At 73.7% G+C, this 16,875-nt stretch carries 15 protein-coding genes; 6 read left to right on the plus strand and 9 right to left on the minus strand.

Going from position 1 to position 16,875, the window contains the following annotated elements; genetic code table 11:
* On the minus strand, window positions 1-248 hold a 248-nt coding region (locus ABZ479_RS22470), incomplete at its 3' end, for a SigE family RNA polymerase sigma factor (protein WP_500463245.1).
* A gap of 243 nt (window positions 249-491) precedes the next feature.
* Between ABZ479_RS22470 and ABZ479_RS22475 the strand changes: the two genes are divergently transcribed.
* The 3 genes from ABZ479_RS22475 (at window position 492) to ABZ479_RS22485 (ending at window position 6,052) form a co-directional block, all read left to right on the plus strand.
* A complete protein-coding gene (locus ABZ479_RS22475) occupies window positions 492-1,280 on the plus strand; it encodes a class I SAM-dependent methyltransferase (RefSeq protein WP_500463246.1) in 789 nt (262 codons plus the stop codon).
* 423 nt (window positions 1,281-1,703) lie between these two features.
* A complete protein-coding gene (locus ABZ479_RS22480; protein WP_500463247.1) occupies window positions 1,704-4,973 on the plus strand; it encodes a carbohydrate binding domain-containing protein in 3,270 nt (1,089 codons plus the stop codon).
* Window positions 4,974-5,167: 194 nt separating this feature from the next.
* Window positions 5,168-6,052: a peptidoglycan recognition protein family protein gene (locus ABZ479_RS22485; RefSeq protein ID WP_500463248.1), complete on the plus strand. Its 885-nt coding sequence runs from the start codon at window positions 5,168-5,170 to the stop codon at window positions 6,050-6,052.
* A 15-nt stretch (window positions 6,053-6,067) separates the two neighbouring features.
* Here the strand turns inward: ABZ479_RS22485 and ABZ479_RS22490 are convergent, their stop codons facing one another.
* Window positions 6,068-7,144, minus strand: a complete 1,077-nt coding sequence (locus ABZ479_RS22490) for a PP2C family protein-serine/threonine phosphatase (protein WP_500463249.1) — start codon at window positions 7,142-7,144, stop codon at window positions 6,068-6,070.
* Window positions 7,145-7,182: 38 nt separating this feature from the next.
* Window positions 7,183-8,202: an isopenicillin N synthase family dioxygenase gene (locus ABZ479_RS22495; protein ID WP_500463250.1), complete on the minus strand. Its 1,020-nt coding sequence runs from the start codon at window positions 8,200-8,202 to the stop codon at window positions 7,183-7,185.
* A gap of 350 nt (window positions 8,203-8,552) precedes the next feature.
* Between ABZ479_RS22495 and ABZ479_RS22500 the strand changes: the two genes are divergently transcribed.
* Window positions 8,553-9,926: a tannase/feruloyl esterase family alpha/beta hydrolase gene (locus tag ABZ479_RS22500; RefSeq protein WP_500463251.1), complete on the plus strand. Its 1,374-nt coding sequence runs from the start codon at window positions 8,553-8,555 to the stop codon at window positions 9,924-9,926.
* Between the two features lie 2 nt (window positions 9,927-9,928).
* On the opposite strand, the gene ABZ479_RS22505 is transcribed toward ABZ479_RS22500, so the two are convergent.
* Entirely contained in the window at window positions 9,929-10,471 is a 543-nt protein-coding gene (locus ABZ479_RS22505; protein ID WP_500463252.1) for an MOSC domain-containing protein, read from the minus strand.
* Window positions 10,472-10,567: 96 nt separating this feature from the next.
* Here ABZ479_RS22505 and ABZ479_RS22510 point away from each other — a divergent pair, with 96 nt between their 5' ends.
* Complete coding sequence (locus ABZ479_RS22510) at window positions 10,568-11,068, plus strand: VOC family protein (protein WP_500463253.1); 501 nt, start codon at window positions 10,568-10,570, stop codon at window positions 11,066-11,068.
* A gap of 64 nt (window positions 11,069-11,132) precedes the next feature.
* Here ABZ479_RS22510 and ABZ479_RS22515 read toward each other — a convergent pair whose 3' ends face one another.
* The 3 genes from ABZ479_RS22515 to ABZ479_RS22525 form a co-directional block, all read right to left on the minus strand.
* Complete coding sequence (locus ABZ479_RS22515) at window positions 11,133-11,315, minus strand: tail-anchor membrane protein (protein WP_499603159.1); 183 nt, start codon at window positions 11,313-11,315, stop codon at window positions 11,133-11,135.
* A gap of 133 nt (window positions 11,316-11,448) precedes the next feature.
* Window positions 11,449-11,619 (minus strand): hypothetical protein, encoded by a 171-nt coding sequence (locus tag ABZ479_RS22520; protein WP_500463254.1) that lies wholly within the window; start codon window positions 11,617-11,619, stop codon window positions 11,449-11,451.
* 78 nt (window positions 11,620-11,697) lie between these two features.
* Window positions 11,698-12,078 (minus strand): hypothetical protein, encoded by a 381-nt coding sequence (locus tag ABZ479_RS22525; RefSeq protein WP_499603161.1) that lies wholly within the window; start codon window positions 12,076-12,078, stop codon window positions 11,698-11,700.
* Between the two features lie 360 nt (window positions 12,079-12,438).
* Here ABZ479_RS22525 and ABZ479_RS22530 point away from each other — a divergent pair, with 360 nt between their 5' ends.
* Window positions 12,439-13,170 carry a hypothetical protein gene (locus ABZ479_RS22530; protein WP_500463255.1) on the plus strand — a complete coding sequence of 244 codons (732 nt, stop codon included), beginning with the start codon at window positions 12,439-12,441 and terminating at the stop codon, window positions 13,168-13,170.
* 204 nt (window positions 13,171-13,374) lie between these two features.
* Here the strand turns inward: ABZ479_RS22530 and ABZ479_RS22535 are convergent, their stop codons facing one another.
* Window positions 13,375-14,712 carry an MFS transporter gene (locus ABZ479_RS22535; RefSeq protein WP_500463256.1) on the minus strand — a complete coding sequence of 446 codons (1,338 nt, stop codon included), beginning with the start codon at window positions 14,710-14,712 and terminating at the stop codon, window positions 13,375-13,377.
* A gap of 92 nt (window positions 14,713-14,804) precedes the next feature.
* Window positions 14,805-16,805: a Xaa-Pro dipeptidyl-peptidase gene (locus tag ABZ479_RS22540; RefSeq protein ID WP_500463257.1), complete on the minus strand. Its 2,001-nt coding sequence runs from the start codon at window positions 16,803-16,805 to the stop codon at window positions 14,805-14,807.
* Window positions 16,806-16,875 lie beyond the last annotated feature (70 nt).

The raw sequence follows: 16,875 nt of genomic DNA on the forward strand, positions 1-16,875 counted from the left end.
ACCGTGGTCTCGCGCCGTCGCCGGAGCAGCCGCCAGCGACTGACCTGCTGCCGGTACAACACCTGCCGGACGTAGGCCTCCGGTTCCTTTATGCGGCTCCAGTGGCCCGCCGTCTTGACGAGCGCGTTCTGCAGCAGGTCCTCCGCCTCGTGGAGGTCCCCCGCGCTGAGCAGCACCGCGAGCTTCATCAGAGCGGATGACCGGTGCGTCACGAATTCCCTGAATTGTTCTTGCCCTAGGGCGTCCATCGTCACCTTCCGTGTCGACCGGATCGATCGGCACCCTCTATGACGAGCACGGCGACCCGCCGCTATGCCGGGTGGAGCAAGATCGAACAGACCGCGTCGGCGCGTATGGCGTGCGAGGGGCGGAAGTTGTCGTCGCGGCCACAGACACCGCAGCGGGCAGCAACGGCTCCGGCCCCGCCACTGCCCGTCGGACAGAGAGCCGACGTTGGAACACGGCCTGGGTCCCGGCCGTATTCTCGACGGGTGGGCGACCGGAGTTCGCTGAGGGGCGTCTTCGACGAGGACGCCGAGCTGTACGACCGGGTCCGCCCCGGGTATCCCGGTGTGGTCTTCGACGACCTGGCCGGGGTCGCGGGGCTCGGTCCCGGCGCGCGCGTGCTGGAGATCGGCTGCGGGACCGGGCAGGCCACCGTGCCGCTCGCGGAGCGCGGCTTCCGCGTGACGGCCGTCGAGCTGGGCACGTCCATGGCGGCGGTGGCCCGGCGCCGGCTCGCCGGGTTCCCCGGGGTCGAGGTGGTCGTCTCGGCGTTCGAGGAGTGGCCGCTCCCGGACGAGCCGTTCGACGCCGTCGTCTCTGCCACGGCGTTCCACTGGATCGACCCCGCCGTGGCGGTCGTGAAGTCCGCCGACGCGTTGCGCCCCGGCGGGGTGCTGGCCGTCATCGGCACCCACCACGTGGACGGCGGCACCCGGGCCTTCTTCGCGGACGTCCAGGAGTGCTACGAGCGCTTCGACCCGGCGACGCCGCCGGGCCTGCGGCCACGCGCGGCGGCCCTCGTGCCCGCCGACAGCGGGGAGACCGACCGCTCCGGGCGCTTCGGGCCGGCCGTCTTCCACCGCTACGAGCGCGAACTGCCGTACACCACGGACGAGTACCTGGACCTGTTGCTCAGCTACTCCAACCACCGCGTCCTGTCCGCCGCCCGCAGGCAGGGGCTGCTCGGCTGTATCCGCGCGCTGATCGACGGCCGCCACGGCGGCCGCGTCGTCAAGCGGTACCTGACGGAACTGCGCATGACGCGGTGTCTGTGACGGTTGGCGATCGGGGCCCGCCACACGCGGCACCGCGAGTGGTGGCCGACGCGGCAGGAACCGGCCCGACCGGCTGGAGGGTGTCGCGTTGCAAGGTCTTGCGGGCGACGGGCTGAAGGTCCACGTCGCGGGGCTGGACGCGGCAGACTGCGCGCGGGTGCCGGGCCTCAAGCCGCGGATGGCCGAGGCCGGGCACCGGGCCAAGGCTTTCCGGGCGGACCGGGTCGCCGGGTCGACGCGTGACCACTCCTACGCGTCCGGCTGCGCGACCCCTTTACCGCCCTGTCATGTCCCAGTAATCTCATGAAGCTTCTTGCAGCAACTTGCAGGAGATTCACGGCTGTTCCTTTCGTGGCGCGCGGGAGGGTCTGCCTCACCCGCACCGGCCGCCGCCCCGGCGGCCCCTGCCCGAGGAGCGCCCGTATGAACCGACCCGCGCGCCCTGGACGCCATCGCGCGCTGCGCACCGTGCTGTTGCTCGTCGGCGGTCTGCTGCTCGGCCTGCTGCCGGCGGGCCTGTCCTTCGCCGCCACCACGGCGACGGTCTACTACCGTCCCGCCTCCGCCTGGACCACCGTCAACCTCCACTACGCGCCCACCGGCGGCGCCTGGACGACCGTGCCGGGCGTCGCCATGGAGGCGGCCTGCCCCGGCTGGTACTCCAGGACCGTCGACCTGGGCGGGGCCGGCGGGCTCTCCGCCGCCTTCACCAACGGCAGCGGCGCCTGGGACAACAACGGCGGCGGCGACTACCGGCTCGGCACCGGCACCAGCGCCGTCTCCTCCGGCGCGGTGACCACGGCCGACCCCTGCGCCGACGCCGCACCGACCGCCGCCACCGTCTACTACTCGACCGCCAACCGCAACTGGCCTTCGTACAACCTGCACTGGGCCCCCACCGGCGGCGCCTGGACCACCCCGCCCGGTACGCGAATGGCCGCGGCCTGCACCGGATGGGTCAGGCTCACCGTCGACCTGGGCACCGCGACGACCTGGCAGGCCACCTTCACCGACGGCAACGGCACCTGGGACAACAACGGCGGCGGCAACTACCGGCTCGGCACCGGCACGATCACGGTGAAGGACGGCACCGTTGCCCACAGCGACCCGTGCAGCGGCACCGGGGAACCGTCCGGTCACGGCGCGACCGTCTACTACGCCACGGACACCGTCGGCTGGGCCACCTACAACCTGCACTGGGCGCCGGCCGGCGGCTCCTGGACGGCCGTCCCAGGCGCCGCCATGGAGGCGGCCTGTACCGGCTGGGTGCGCGCGACGGTCGACCTCGGCACCGCGACGACCTGGCAGGCCGCGTTCAACAACGGCAACGGCACCTGGGACAACAACAACGGCGGCAACTACCGGCTCGCGGAAGGCATCAGCACGGTCAGGAACAGGGTCGTGACACCGGACGCCGACGACCCGTGCGCGGACTCCGAGCCCGACACGGCGGCGCCCACCGCCCCCACCGGGGTGACCGCGAAGGCGACGGGCACGTCGGTCGTGGTGAGCTGGACCGCCGCCACCGACGACACGGCCGTCACCGGCTACGAGGTCACCCGCACCGGCGGCACCAAGGGCACGTCGATCGCCCACGTCGCCTCGACCGTCACAAGCCAGACCGGCCTGGAGGAGCGCACCGCCTACACCTGGACCGTCAAGGCGCTCGACGCCGCAGGGAACGTCTCGGCCGCCTCCGCCCCCGCCACGGTCACCACCGGCGAGGCCCCGCGGACCACCCCGGGCGAGCCGTTGGGCGGCGACCCGCGCAAGGACCCGATCTACTTCGTGCTCACCGCCCGCTTCTACGACGGCGACACGTCCAACGACCGCGGCGGCAGCCAGCACGTGAAGTCCGGCAACGCCGCGGGCGGCGACCCCATGTTCCGCGGCGACTTCAAGGGGCTGGTCGACAAACTCGACTACGTCAAGGGCCTCGGCTTCTCCGCGATCTGGATCACGCCCGTCGTCCTCAACCGCTCGGACTACGACTACCACGGCTACCACGGCTGGGACTTCTACCGGGTCGACCCGCGCCTGGAGTCGGCCGGAGCCTCCTACCAGGACCTGATCAACGCCGCGCACGCCAAGGGCATCAAGGTCTACCAGGACGTCGTCTACAACCACAGCTCGCGCTGGGGCGCCAAGGGCCTGTTCACACCGACCGTGTACGGGGTGCGCGACTCCCAGTGGAGCTGGTACTACGACCAGAAGCGGGACGGCTTCGAATACGACGGCCTGACCGTCGAGCCGGTCTCCGGGAAGTCGTACTACAACGGCGACCTGTGGTCGACCGCCGAGCCCACCGGCAACACCTGCGTCAACTGGGGCGTCCCCACCGGGGGAAGGAGCCCCGAGGGCTACACCCTCTACAACTGCCAGTGGCCGAGCCCGACCTCGGGCATGTTCCCCTCGAAGTACTACCACCAGTGCTGGATCGGCAACTGGGAGGGCGAGGACTCCCGCAGCTGCTGGCTGCACGAGGACCTGGCCGACCTCAACACCGAGAACCCCCAGGTGCAGAACTACCTCATCGGCGCCTACGACAAGTACATCGGCATGGGGGTGGACGGCTTCCGCATCGACACGGCCGTGCACATCCCGCGCGTCACCTGGAACCGCCGTTTCCTGCCCGCCGTGTACGACGCGGTCACGGCGCGGTTCGGCGCGCAGAAGGCGAAGGACTTCTTCGTCTTCGGCGAGGTGGCGGCCTTCGTCAACGACAAGTGGAACCGCGGTTCGGTCAACCACTCGGCGCAGTTCTACACGTGGAAGGAGCGCAGGACGTACAGCGACGACGACACCACCGCCGCGCTGGAGCAGTACACCTACGAGGAGCAGCTCGGCACGGGCAACCAGCCGGTCTCCGACAACGCCTTCCTGAACGGCAACAGCTACCACGCCCCGGACCACAGCCGGTTCTCCGGGATGAACGTCATCGACATGCGGATGCACATGAACTTCGGCTCCGCCTCGAACGCCTTCAACAACGGCAAGGACTCCGACGACAGCACCAATGACGCGACCTACAACGTCGTCTACGTCGACAGCCACGACTACGGTCCCAACAAGTCCTCCTTCCGCTACGCCGAGGGCACTGACGCGTGGGCCGAGAACATGTCGCTGATGTGGACCTTCCGCGGCATCCCGGCGCTCTACTACGGATCGGAGATCGAGTTCCAGAAGGGCAAGCAGATCGACTGCGGTCCGACCTGCCCGCTGGCGTCCACGGGCCGCGCCTACTACGGGGCGCACCTGGAGGGCGACGTCACGGCCGCCGGCTTCGGCAGCGTGGCCTCGGCGTCCGGGCAGGTGGCCACGACGCTCGCGCAGCCGCTGGTCAAGCACGTGCAGCGGCTGAACCAGATCCGGCGCGCGGTCCCGGCGCTGCAGACGGGGCAGTACTCGACGGCCGGGGTGAGCGGAGAGATGGCCTTCAAGCGCCGCTACACCGACGCCGCCACGGGGGTGGACAGTTTCGCGCTGGTGACGGTGAGCGGCGGCGCCACGTTCACCGGGATCCCCAACGGCACGTACAAGGACGCGGTGACCGGCGCGGTCAGGACGGTGACCGGCGGAAACCTGTCGGTCGACGCGCCCGGCAAGGGCAATCTGCGCGTGTACGTCCTCGACCTGGGCGGGGACAACGCCGCGCCGGGCAAGGTCGGCTCCGACGGGCCCTACCTGAAGTGAGGACCGCGCCCCACCGGCCCTCCCCCGCGGCGGAGGGCCGGTGGGCGCGGGAAGGACATCCGGGTGTCCCGGGCGGCGGAGCCCCCGGGAAACCGCGGACTCCGGGGCACCCGCCATGGCATCCGGGTGAGGTCCGCGGGCCGCCCGGCGTGTCCCCTCCACGCAAGCCGGTCATATGAGCTGATGTTCATTTCATGGGTTCACACCGTGCGGCCAAGCACGCGCGCCGCCGCGCGGCCGGACGTCCGCGGCGTACCGCACGCGTCTGGGCGACGGCCGCGGGGACGGCCGGTGTCGTCGCCGTCGCCGCCCTCGGGGTGCACAGCGCGATCATCCACATCGACCCGCCCTCCGTGCACGCCCGCCCCGCGCCGAGTCCCCAGCTCATGCCCTTCCCCGACCTGGCCGCCCGGGCCAGGCTCCAGCGCGTACCGCTCTACCCGGCCCACGAACCCGCCATCGTGCCGCGCAAGAGCTGGGGGGCCGACGAGTCGCTGCGGACCGAGCCCCCGCACTACAGCACCACGGTCAAGGCGGTGTTCCTGCACCACACCGACAGCGGCAACGACTACGCCTGCGAGGACGTGCCCCGGATCATCCGGGACATCTACTCCGGCCACATCCAGAGCCGTCACTGGGACGACGTCGCCTACAACTTCTTCGTCGACAAGTGCGGCACGATCTACGAGGGGCGGGCCGGCGGCTCCGACCGCCCCGTCACCGGGGCGCACTCGATCGGCTTCAACAAGGACACCATGGGGATCGCCGCCATCGGCACCTACGACGCCAAGGGCAGCGTCCCGCAGGCCATGGCCGAGGCGATCGCCCGGATCGCCGCCTGGAAGCTCGGGCTGTCCGACATCGATCCCCGGGGCGAGGTCACCCTGGTGTCCAGCAACAGCAAGAGCCGCTTCAAGAAGGGCGAGCAAGCGGTCTTCCACGTCATCGCGGGCCACCGCGACGCCTACATGACGGACTGTCCCGGCCAGGACCTGTACTCCAGGCTCCCGGAGATCCGCACCGAGGCCGCCAGGCTGCAGGGCCGCCCCCCGCTGCACGCCGCGAAGAGCAAGGGCTGACCGGGCCGCCCCGGGTCACCGGGGCGCGAGCGCCAGCAGTGCGACGTCGTCGCCCACCGCGCCCGCGTACCGGCGCAGGTCCTCCCAGACCCCGTCCACGATCGCCTCCGGGGAGGGGTCGGCGCCCTCCGCCAGCCGGGCGGAGAGGCGTTCGGCCAGCGGGTAGAAGGCGCCCGAGGCGTCCCGCGCCTCGGTGACGCCGTCGGTGTACGCGAGGATCACGTCCCCCGGTCGCAGGGGCACCACCGAGGGCCGGGCCGGTGCCTGTCCGGGCAGGCCGGCGCCGAGCGGCGGCCCCGGGTCGCACTCCAGCTCCCGCACCTCGCGGCCGCGCAGCAGCAGGGCGGGCGGATGGCCCTGGCAGACCAGCCGGACCCGCGACCCGTCGTGGGGGAACTCCAGCAGCAGGGCGGTGGCGAACAACTCGGCGTTCCCCGCCGCGTCCAGGGAGAGGCGCCGCTCGAGGCGCCCCGCCACCCCGCGCAGTTCCGGCTGGTCCAGCACCGCCTCCCGGAAGGCGCCGAGCAGGGCCGCGACCGTGCCGACCGCGGCGAGCCCGTGCCCCTGGACGTCGGCGACCAGCGCGCGCACGCCGTGGGGCCCGGGCCGTACGTCGTAGAGGTCGCCGCCCACCAGGGTGCCGCGCTGCGCTGCCCGGTACAGGGCGGCGCAGCGCACGTCCCCCACCGTGCCGGGCACCGGGGCGAGGACGGCGAGTTGCGCGGCCTCGGCCACCGACCGGGCCAGTACCAGGCGGCCCCGGAAGCGCTGCTGCAGCGCGGCGATGACCACGCTCAGGGCGCCGATGAGGACGACGGCGCCGAGTTCGGCGCCGGCCAGTGTCCCGGAGCCCACCACGGGGAGCTCCATGACCACCACGACGGCGGCCGCCAGGACCGCGGTGCCCGCCACCCCGTAGGTGAGCGCGGCGAGCGGGGCCACGGCCGCGTAGTAGGCGCCGAGCTCCACGTCGCCGGGGGTGACGCCCTGGGCCAGGATCAGCGCGGCGAGCAGGACGACCGGGAGCAGCCGCAGCCAGCGCGGCGGCGCGCCGATCCGCAGTGTGCCGTCCTCGGCCGTGGCCGTGCCCATGCAGGCACCGTAACCGCGGGCGGCTCGGCCCGCGCGTCTCAGCCGGCGGGCGCGGCCGCCGCCCCTACGAGCTCCGGGTGGTGCCTGCGGGCGACCTCGGGATGGGCGCGCAGCCAGCCCTTGAGCTCGTTGCGGCCGTACTCGGCGAAGAGCGGGTTGGCCGGGTCCCGGGTGGCGCCGGGCGCGCGGTGTGCGTGCTCGAACGGGAGCGGGGCGACCCGCGCGTCGAGGCGGGGGTTGTAGAAGAAGGGCACGGAGTAGCGCTCGCGGGCGCCGGCCGGGCTGACCACGCGGTGGTTGGTGGCCTTGAGGTAGCCGTCGGTGGCGACCTCCAGCAGCTCGCCCAGGTTGACGACGAAGGCGCCGGGCAGCGGAGGCACGTCGTGGAAGCGTCCGTCGGAGCGCTCCACCTGCAGGCCTCCGACCCCGTCCTGGAGCAGCAGGGTGAGGAAGCCGTAGTCCTTGTGCGCGCCGACGCCCTGGTCGCCGCCGGCCGGTGCGGTGCCCGGGTAGCGGACGAGCTTCAGGTGCAGGTGCGGCTCGTCGGCGAAGGCCTCGTCGTAGAAGTCCTCGGGGGCGCCGATGGCGGCGAGCAGTTCGTGCAGCAGGCGGTGCGCGACGCGGCTGAGCCGGTCGATCCAGGCCAGGGAGAGTTCGCGCAGCTCGGGCAGGGCGGCGGGCCACTGGTTGGGGCCCTCCAGCCACCAGTACGCGGGCTCGCCCGCGGCCGGTACGTGCTGCGGGCGTTCGGCGCCGATGTCGAGCTGGTCGCGCCAGTCCCGGCTGCCGCCGGTGCGCTCGTCGCCGGTGCGGGTGTAGCCGCGGAAGTGCGGGGAGTTCAGGTTGCCGATGGCGAGCCGGTCGGCCTCGGGCAGGGCGAAGAACGCGCGGATCGCCCGCATCAGGGCGGCGGTCTCGTCGGCGGTCACGCCGTGGCCGGTGAGCTGGAAGAAGCCGACCTCGTGCGCTGCGGAGTGCAGTTCGCGGTGGAGACGGGCACGTGCCCCGGGGCCGCGGTCCGCGGCGGAGAGGTCGATCACGGGAAGCTGGAGCGTCATGTGTGGTGTCCGCAGGGTGAGGACCCGGCACGCCGGTGGTGACCGGGGGTCGCGCCACGGGGCCCTGGTGGGGCGGCGGCGCGTGGGACCGGGTGGGAGGAGGGGGCGGGGTGGGATCAGCCGCTGCGGCGACAGGACATGCTCGTGACGCGGACGAAGTCCACATGACGGCGACGCACGAGCATGAGCATGGGCCAAGGGTACTGCGCAGCGTCATGCCGGACGGTGACGCATGTCACGCGGCCCCATGAGCCGGCCGGTACGGGCGTGGGGCGACGCCATGGTCGCGCCCGGGAGGGGCGGGCCACGATGTGGCGCAGCCATCCCCGACGTGCCATTGGAGGCTCCCCATGCGCCCCTGGAGAGGCGTCCCCCTGCTCGCCGCCGCCCTGCTCGCGCTCGGCGCGGCCGCGGTCCCCGCCGGCGCGGAGGCGGCCGCGGGTGCGGCCGGGCACTGCGCCCGGCTGGAACGGGTCACCGTGCCCGGCGCCGCACACCAGCAGAAGGCCTGCCTGCCCGACATGACGACCACCGCGCTGGCGGGCACCGCGTACACCGACACCGCCGACCAGGCGGGCCTGGCGGCGGCCGGCACCGCCCGCCCGTCCGGCGTCCCGGGCGTGCAGGTCGACGGCTACTTCCCCGACACCTCGGGCTTCAACACCACGCACGGCTGGCAGCACGACGCCCAGTTCGTGCTGCGGCTGCCGGACCGCTGGAACGGCGGCCTGATCGTCACGGGCGCACCCGGCACCCGCAAGCAGTACTCGCTCGACGTCCTGATCTCCGACTGGGCGATCGCACAGGGGTACGCCTTCGCCTCCACCGACAAGGGCAACAGCGGTCCGGACTTCTACACCGACGGCCGCCGCCCCGGTGACGCGATCGCCGAGTGGAACCGCCGCACGACACAGCTCACGGTGGCCGCGAAGGCGGCGGTGGCCACGCGCTACGGCCGCGCGCCGCACCGCACCTACATGACGGGCATCTCCAACGGGGGCTACCTCACCCGCTGGCAGCTGGAGCACCACCCGGCCCTCTACGACGGCGGCGTGGACTGGGAGGGCACCCTCTGGACGGCGGACGGCCCCAACCTGCTGACCTCGCTGCCGGTCACCGTGGCCCGCGCCCAGGGCCGGGCTGGCGACGCGGACCTGCTGGCGGCCGGGTTCGCGCCCGGTTCGGAGTTCCTGTGGGCGTACCACCAGCAGGCCTACTGGGGTCTGACGCAGAAGGTGTACCGGGCCGAGTTCGACCCCTCCTACGACCCCGCCTGCCCGGGTGCGAGCGCGGGCGCGACCGTGCCGGAGATCCTGGCGCCCTGCGCGTCGGACGCCGACTACGACTACGCGGCGCGCCCGGCCGCCGTGCACCGGGCCGTCGGCCGGGTGTCGCTCGGCGGACGCATCGGCAAGCCGATGATCACCCTGCACGGCACCCTGGACACGCTGCTGCCGATCGCGACCGACTCGGACGTCTACGACCGCATGGTCGACTCGGCGGGCCGGGGCGGCCTGCACCGCTACTACACGATCGAGGGCGGCAACCACGTCGACGGCCTGTACGACACGTACCCGGACCGGCTGCGGCCGATCCTGCCCTGCTACCGGGCCGCGTTCGACGCGCTGACCTCGTGGGTGGAGCGCGGCCGTACGCCGCCCTCCGACCGCACGGTGCCCCGGCCGGCGAGCGGTGACGTGGTCAACTCCTGTGCGCTGACCTGAGGTCAGACCCGCTCGAGCGGACGGTGCGGCCCTTCGGGGAGCTCGACGGCGATCGGGTCGCCGGGCCGCACCTCCCCGCCGTGCAGGACGACGCCCATGATCCCGCCCCTGCGGACGACCGCGCCGTGCTCGTCCCGGCCGACGACCTGCTTGAGCAGGCCCTGCCGGAAGGCGTCGATCTGCAGGCAGGGGTTGCGCAGCCCGGTCACCTCGACGACGGCCTCCGCGCCGAGCCGCAGCCGCGTCCCGACGGGCAGGCCCAGGAGGTCGACACCACGCGTGGTGACGTTCTCGCCGAGCTCGCCCGCGGCGACCTCGAAGCCCGCCGTGCGCAGCTCGTCGTGGAGTTCGCCGTGGATGAGGTGGACCTGGCGCAGGTTGGGCTGCGTCGGGTCCTGGGCCACCCGCGACCGGTGCTGCACCGTCACCCCGAGGTGGGCGTCGCCCTCCACGCCGAGCCCGGTCAGCAGGCGGATCGTGTCGCGGGTGGGCTTGCTGAAGTGGTGCCCCTCGTCGCGGCTGACGGCGGTGACGGTCGCGGTCATGGTCGCCTGCTCCCCCTCGGTCGGTGCACAGAAAGCCCGGTCATCCTACCAATGGGGTTCATTGAACTTTCAATGATGACGGCGTAATCTGACGCCATGCCTGTTCGCCGTCTCAACCACGCCGTTCTCTACATCCGCGACGTCGCCCGGTCCGTCGAGTTCTACACCGCCGTGTTCGGCTTCCGGATCGACGCGGAGATCCCCGGCCGCGCCGCCTTCCTGAGCGCCGAGGACACGCTCAACGACCACGACCTGGGACTGTTCGCCCTGGGCCCGGACGCCCCCGGCCCCGAACAGGGCCGCGTCGGCCTCTACCACCTGGCCTGGGAGGTCGGCACCCTCGGGGAACTGGCCGACACCGCCCGGCTGCTCACCGAGCGGGGCGCGCTCGTCGGCTCCAGCGACCACGTCGTGTCGAAGTCGCTGTACGCCAAGGACCCGGACGGCAACGAGTTCGAGGTCATGTGGCGCGTCCCCCGCGAGGACTGGCCCGAGGACCAGGGGGTCACCCGCCCGCTCCCCCTCGACCTGCAGGCCGACCTGGACCGCTGGGGCCCCGACCTCAGGACCGGCGCCGCCGCGGGCTCCGTCACCTGAGCCGCGGGCTCCGTCGCCCTGGGCGGGCCCCGTCACCGGAGGGGCCGCCGGGCCCCGTCCGCCGTCACTTGCCGATCTCACGCCTCCCGGCCCGGCGCAGCCTGCGTCGCTGGGAGGGGTCGAGGGTGAGGTAGGCGGCCACCGGGACGCCCACGATGACCAGCAGGGCCAGCCACGCGGGCAGCACCCACAACAGGATCAGGCCGACGGCCACGCCGCCGACGGCGACCTTCGCGCGATTGGACATCTTCCCGCCTCCGTCCGCGGCACGTGCCGCGCTCACTGGGGTAAACGCGGCATCACCCGCGGCGGTTCCCCGCGCGGTCGCGCCCTGCCCGGTGCCGGGCAGGGCGCGACCGCGGGGTCTCACTCGTGGCGTCTCACTCGTGGTGGCGTTCGGTCAGTTCCCTGGGTTCCTGCGGGGGCGTCTCCGGCGCCTTCGCGCGCTCGGGGGCGGTCTCCGGCCAGTCGGCGACGGCTCGCCGCTCCCGGTCCCGGGCCGCCTCGGCGCGCACGAGCGCGCCCACGGCCGCGTAGATGTCCACGGGCATGATCGGTTCCTCCTGCGGTCTGCTGACGGGCATGGCTGCGGTACGGTCCGCCGCACGGGCGGCGGCCGCAGGGCGCCGTCAGCAGCGCAGGACGAGGTGGAGGTGCTCGGGTCTGCCCGCGGGGGCGACGTGCCGGGCCGGACCGCGGAGCGCGGCGCCCACGGGGTCCGGGGGGCAGGTGTCGTGGACGACGTCCGCCGCGTGCCCCTGCACGGTTCCGGCACGTTGCTGGGGGCCGGCCTGCGGAACGGTCCGCCGCCCGACGCTCGCCGGGGGGTGGTGCGTCTGCTTGCCCCGGTCGTCCGTGGCGACGGCGACGGCCGCCGTGGGCTCCAGCGGCTGGAGGGCCGCGACCCCTGGTGCGCACAGCGCGTGGAGGAGGCACACCAGCGCGGCGAAAAGCCCGACCGCGGCCCCTGCCGGGACCCGGCGGGGACGTCCCGCTGCGGCATGCGGCATGCGCGGCTCCTCCGGATGCGTACCCCTCACTCTTAACCGGGCACGCACCCGGACCCCGTGGCTCACTACGCCGTTCGGCGCACGCGTTCACCCGGTGGGCGCAATGCGGGGGGCTGCGCGGTGGTTGTGTGCGGCGCCGTTGTGGTTGATGTCGTGGCTTTTCCCCGCCCTCCCTCAACCTTCGCCGGGGGAGCACCCCGACACACCCGCGCCTCTTATGTGAGCGCATGACGGCCGGTGGGGGCACCGCGCCTGCCGGTGTGCCGGTGGCTGCCGCGGCTTCGGCGGTGTCCGTGCTGTGATGGCTCCTGCCGCTCAGGGCACGATCGGCGCAGGGGACCGACAAGGGGGGGCGCCATCATGGCGGGCGGGCACAGCACTCAGGTGACGGGCTCCGGTGGCGGGCCGCTGTCGACGCGCGCCCTCGAGCGGGAGTCGGACCGGGCCCAGCGGTTCCTGGCCGGTGGGGAGTGGCGGCCCACCGATGCGGATGCCGGCGCCGCGGCCGGGGTCCTGGCCCGCCTCACCGCCCCGCTCCCCGTTCGCGGGGCGGCCGGCGCGCGGGCCCGGGCCGAGGACCGGGACCGCCGGCTCCAGCGGATCTGGCGCAGCGCGGTCCACCACCTCGACGCGGGCGCGGTCAGCCCGCAGGCCGCCGCCCTGCTGGCCGCCGTCGCTCGCGCCTACCTGCCCTGGTACGCGTCCCCCACCCCGCCGACCGCCGCGGCGGCTCCGCGCTATCCGTCTCATCAGGCGGTCGCGCCGACCGGGGCGGGCGACGACCTGCTCCCCGGCCTCACCGCGCTCTTCTCCGCCCTGGCCGCCCCGCGCCCGCCGGGGACGGCTGCCCTGACGCCCCCCGCCGTGCCGTGGCAGGCCCGGTATGCGGGGCGGTTCCGGCATTACGGCCGACCTGCCCGTGACGTGTGGACGGCCAACACCTTCCACTGCCCCGGGTGTGCGCGTGCGGACGGCCCTTGGAGCGTGGCCTGCGACTGGCGCCGGATCGCACTGGGCTGCCCGTGCGGCGTGGTGACCGGGGAGCACGGCCTCAGGTTCTCCGAGGTCTGGCTGCTCCTGCCGGACGCGTGAGCGGACGACCGCAGCGGCAACGCGCCGGGACGGGCCCTCAGGGGCCGTACCCGGAGCAACCGGTACGATCGAGCGCGGCACGCCGCCCGGAACCTCGCGGCCGTGCCCCCGCCCCCCGTGTGCCCGACCGGGACGGGGCGGCGGCCGGGTCGCCGCCGGGTACCGCCACAGCGGAGGACGGGGCGCTCGGCACCTCTCCCCCGCTCAGGCTCCCCGGTACCGGGTGAACGCGGGGAACGCCGCCGCCAGGCCCAGCATCGCGACCACGACGAGCACACCGCCCGCGGTGACCGCGGTGCGCGTGCCGAACGCGGAGCCGGCCGTACCGTGCAGCAGGTCGGCCACGCGGGGACCGCCCGCCACGACGACCGTGAACACGCCCTGCATGCGCCCGCGCATGTCGTCCGTGGCGACCGACTGCAGGATCGCGCTGCGGAACACCATCGAGACCATGTCGGCGAATCCGGCGAGTGCCAGGAAGGCCGCCGCCCACCACAGGCTGCCGCTCAGCCCGAGTCCCGCGATGGCCGCGCCCCAGCCGCAGACGGCGATGACGACCATCAGACCGTGCCGCTTGGAGCGGGAGAAGGTGCCCGAGAAGAGCCCGCCGGCGACCGCGCCGATGGGGATGGCCGCGAACAGCAGGCCGAGGGCGAAGCCCTCGTGCCAGGAGGCGTAGGTGGTGTCGGCGAGCTGCGGGAACAACGCGCGCGGCATGCCGAAGACCATGGCGACGATGTCGGCGAGGAAGGACAGCAGGAGGATGCGCTGCGCGGTGATGTAGCGGAAGCCGGCGCCCACCTCGCGCCAGCCGCCGCGGCGGGCGACGGGCGCGCCGTTCGCCTCCAGGGGCGGCAGGGCGGGCAGTCGCCACACCGCCCACACGGTGGCGGTGAGGGCGATCGCGTCGATGAGGTAGAGGTCGGGCAGGCCGATCACGGGTATCAGCACGCCGGCGAGGAGCGGGCCGACGACCAGACCGGTCTGCATGACGGTCGAGCCGAGCGCGATGGCGGCGGGCAGTTCCTCGACGGGCACCAGGCGGGCGATGGCGGCGCTGCGCGCGGGGGCGTTCATGCCGGCCGCGGCCTGCTGGGCGGCGAGCAGCACCATGAGCAGCCAGACGGAGTGCGCTCCCGAGAAGGCCTGCACCCAGAAGAGCAGCGAGGTCACGGCGATGGCGATGTTGGTGTACAGCATCAGCTTGCGCCGGTCCACGCTGTCGGCGACGGCCCCGCCCCACAGGGCGAAGACCACCAGCGGGACCAGCCCGGCGATGCTGGAGTAGCCGACCCACGCGGACGAGCCGGTGATGTCGTAGATCTGCTTGGGCACGGCGACGGCGGTGAGCTGGCTGCCCACCGCGGTCACGGTGGTGGAACTCCACAGGCGCCGGTAGGCGGGGTGGCGCAGGGGACGGGTGTCCATGAGCCAGCGGCTCCGGCGGGTGCCGCGCTCGTCCTGGGTGCCGGGCGCCGTGACGCGGTCCGCGGTGGGTTCGTCGGCGGGGGCGTCGTCGGCGGTCTTCTTGGTGCTGTCCACGGGTGCTGTTGCTTCCTCGTACAACTATCGCTGACCCGCTGACACTACCCGCCCGCCCTCGCCGGGTGTGAGGGCGGACGGGCAGCGCCGGGTCAGCGTCCCGCGGGGATGGTGCGGGCGGTGTGGCGCGGGGCGGGTGGGAGGGCCGCGGCGCGCTGTGCGGCGGGCGTGTGCGGGGCCGCGGCGGCCAGGCCGTGCGCTCCGCCGACGAGCGGCAGCAGGGCACGTGAGCGGGCCAGGTCGAGGGTGACGGTGGGGGTGGTGTCGGGGGGATCGATCATCCCCGCGTCGGTACCGGCCACGATCAGTGCGAGCCGGTGCCCGGCCGGGACGACGTGGTCGGTGGCGCCGAGGGTGACGGTGACCGGGTAGGACCGGCCCGGGACGAGGGGGCGGCCGTGCCACGCGGAGGCGGCGTGCCCGAGGTCGGCCCAGCCGCGGCTCACCACGGTGTGGGTGACGTCGGCGGTGTCGGCGGCGGTGTCCGTGAAGCAGGCGCTGTCGCCCGCCGTGCTCTCGCCCCAGCAGGAGCGGGTGGTCAGGTCGACGATGCCCTCCTTGGCGCCCAGGAAGTCCCGGACGGTGGCCGGCCCGAGGTCGACGAGGACCGCGGAGAGGTGGGCGCTGGTCGTGGAGGAGGACGCGGTGACGGTGACCGTGCCGCTGCCGGACAGCCGCAGGTCGCGGGCGAGGGTGCCGGTGGTGAAGACGGCCCTGGAGGCGCTCGGGGTGTCCGCCCCGGCGGCCCAGTCCTCCTCCCACTCCTGCGGCGCGTCGGTGAAGACCGCCGTGCTGCCGGGCACGGCGGGGGCGGTGCTCAGGGTGCCCTGGCCCGGGACGGTGCCGGGCCGCAGGCTCAGCCCGGTGTTCCGGGTGCCGGCGGGCGGCCAGGAGCGGTCGGTCGTCCAGTGGCCGGGGGCGCGTTCGACGTCCGCGCCGGGCTCTCGTTCCACGCCGTTGCGTACGCCCAGCAGGTAGTGGTCGAACCAGCGGTGGAGGGTGGACACCCAGGCCCCGCGCCGGAAGTCGAAGGGGTCGACGTGGCCGGTCTGGGACAGCCACACCTTGCGCTCCACGCCGTGCGCGGCGAGCGCGCTCCACCACTGGCCGAAGTGCTTGGTGCGGACGTTGAGGTCCTGCATGCCGTGGACGGCGAAGACGCTGGCGCGGACCTTCCCGGCGTCCTTGGTGTAGTCGCGTTCGCGCCAGAAGGCGGTCAGGTCACCGCTGCGCGGGGCGCCGTCGACGATGCGCTGCTGCACGGCGGCGCAGCGGGCGCGGGCCGGCTCGCTCTCGACGTAGTCCGACAGCCAGTCGGGGCCGGAGTCGTAGAGGGCGGCGCCCTGCTGGAAGTAGTAGTCGTACCAGGAGCTGATGGCGCTGATCGGCACGATCGTGCGCAGGCCGCGCACCCCGGTCGCCGCGACGCCGTTGGCGATCGTCCCGTCCCAGCTCTTGCCGATCATGCCGACGTCGCCGGTGGCCCAGCGGGCGTTGGCGCGCCGGGAGCCGGTGCGGGAGGTGTAGCCCTCGGCCCGGCCGCCCAGCCAGTCGATCACGGCCTTGGCCGAGCCGATGTCGGAGGGGCCGCCGACGTCCACGCAGCCGTCGGAACGGTTGGTGCCGGCCAGGTCGACCAGGACGACGGCGTAGCCGCGCGGCACGAAGTAGTTGTCGTAGTACAACGGGGCCTGGACCATCCGGCCCTGGTCGTCGTAGGTCTTCGCCTGGCCCTCGTTGCCGCGTCCGCAGCAGGAGTAGTAGGGGCTCGCGTCCATGATCACCGGTACCTTGCGGCCGGCTGCCGCGGGCTCGCGGGGCCGCACGATGTCGGCGGCGACCCGGTCGGTGCGGCCGTCGCCGTCGTCGTCACGGCCCGTCTCGACCCAGACCGCCTCGCGGACGGCGTCGGTGTACGAGTAGTCGGGCCGGCTCAGCCCGTTCCGGACGGTGCCCGCGGCCGAGACGGCCTGCGCGGTGGTCACCGGGAGGAGGACGGCGGCGAGCGCGGCGATCACGGCCGCCACCAGGGAGGTCGTCCGTATGCGGTCGTGGTCGGTACGGGGGCGGGTGGTGCGCGTGGGTGTGGGCACGCGCGGACGGTAGTCGCGGCCCCGCTCGCGCGGCCAGAGCGATACCGGTCAACTTGTGCGGCCGGACGGC

It is taken from the genome of Streptomyces sp. NPDC005722 (assembly GCF_040630935.1).
In the GTDB taxonomy this organism is placed as follows: domain Bacteria; phylum Actinomycetota; class Actinomycetes; order Streptomycetales; family Streptomycetaceae; genus Actinacidiphila.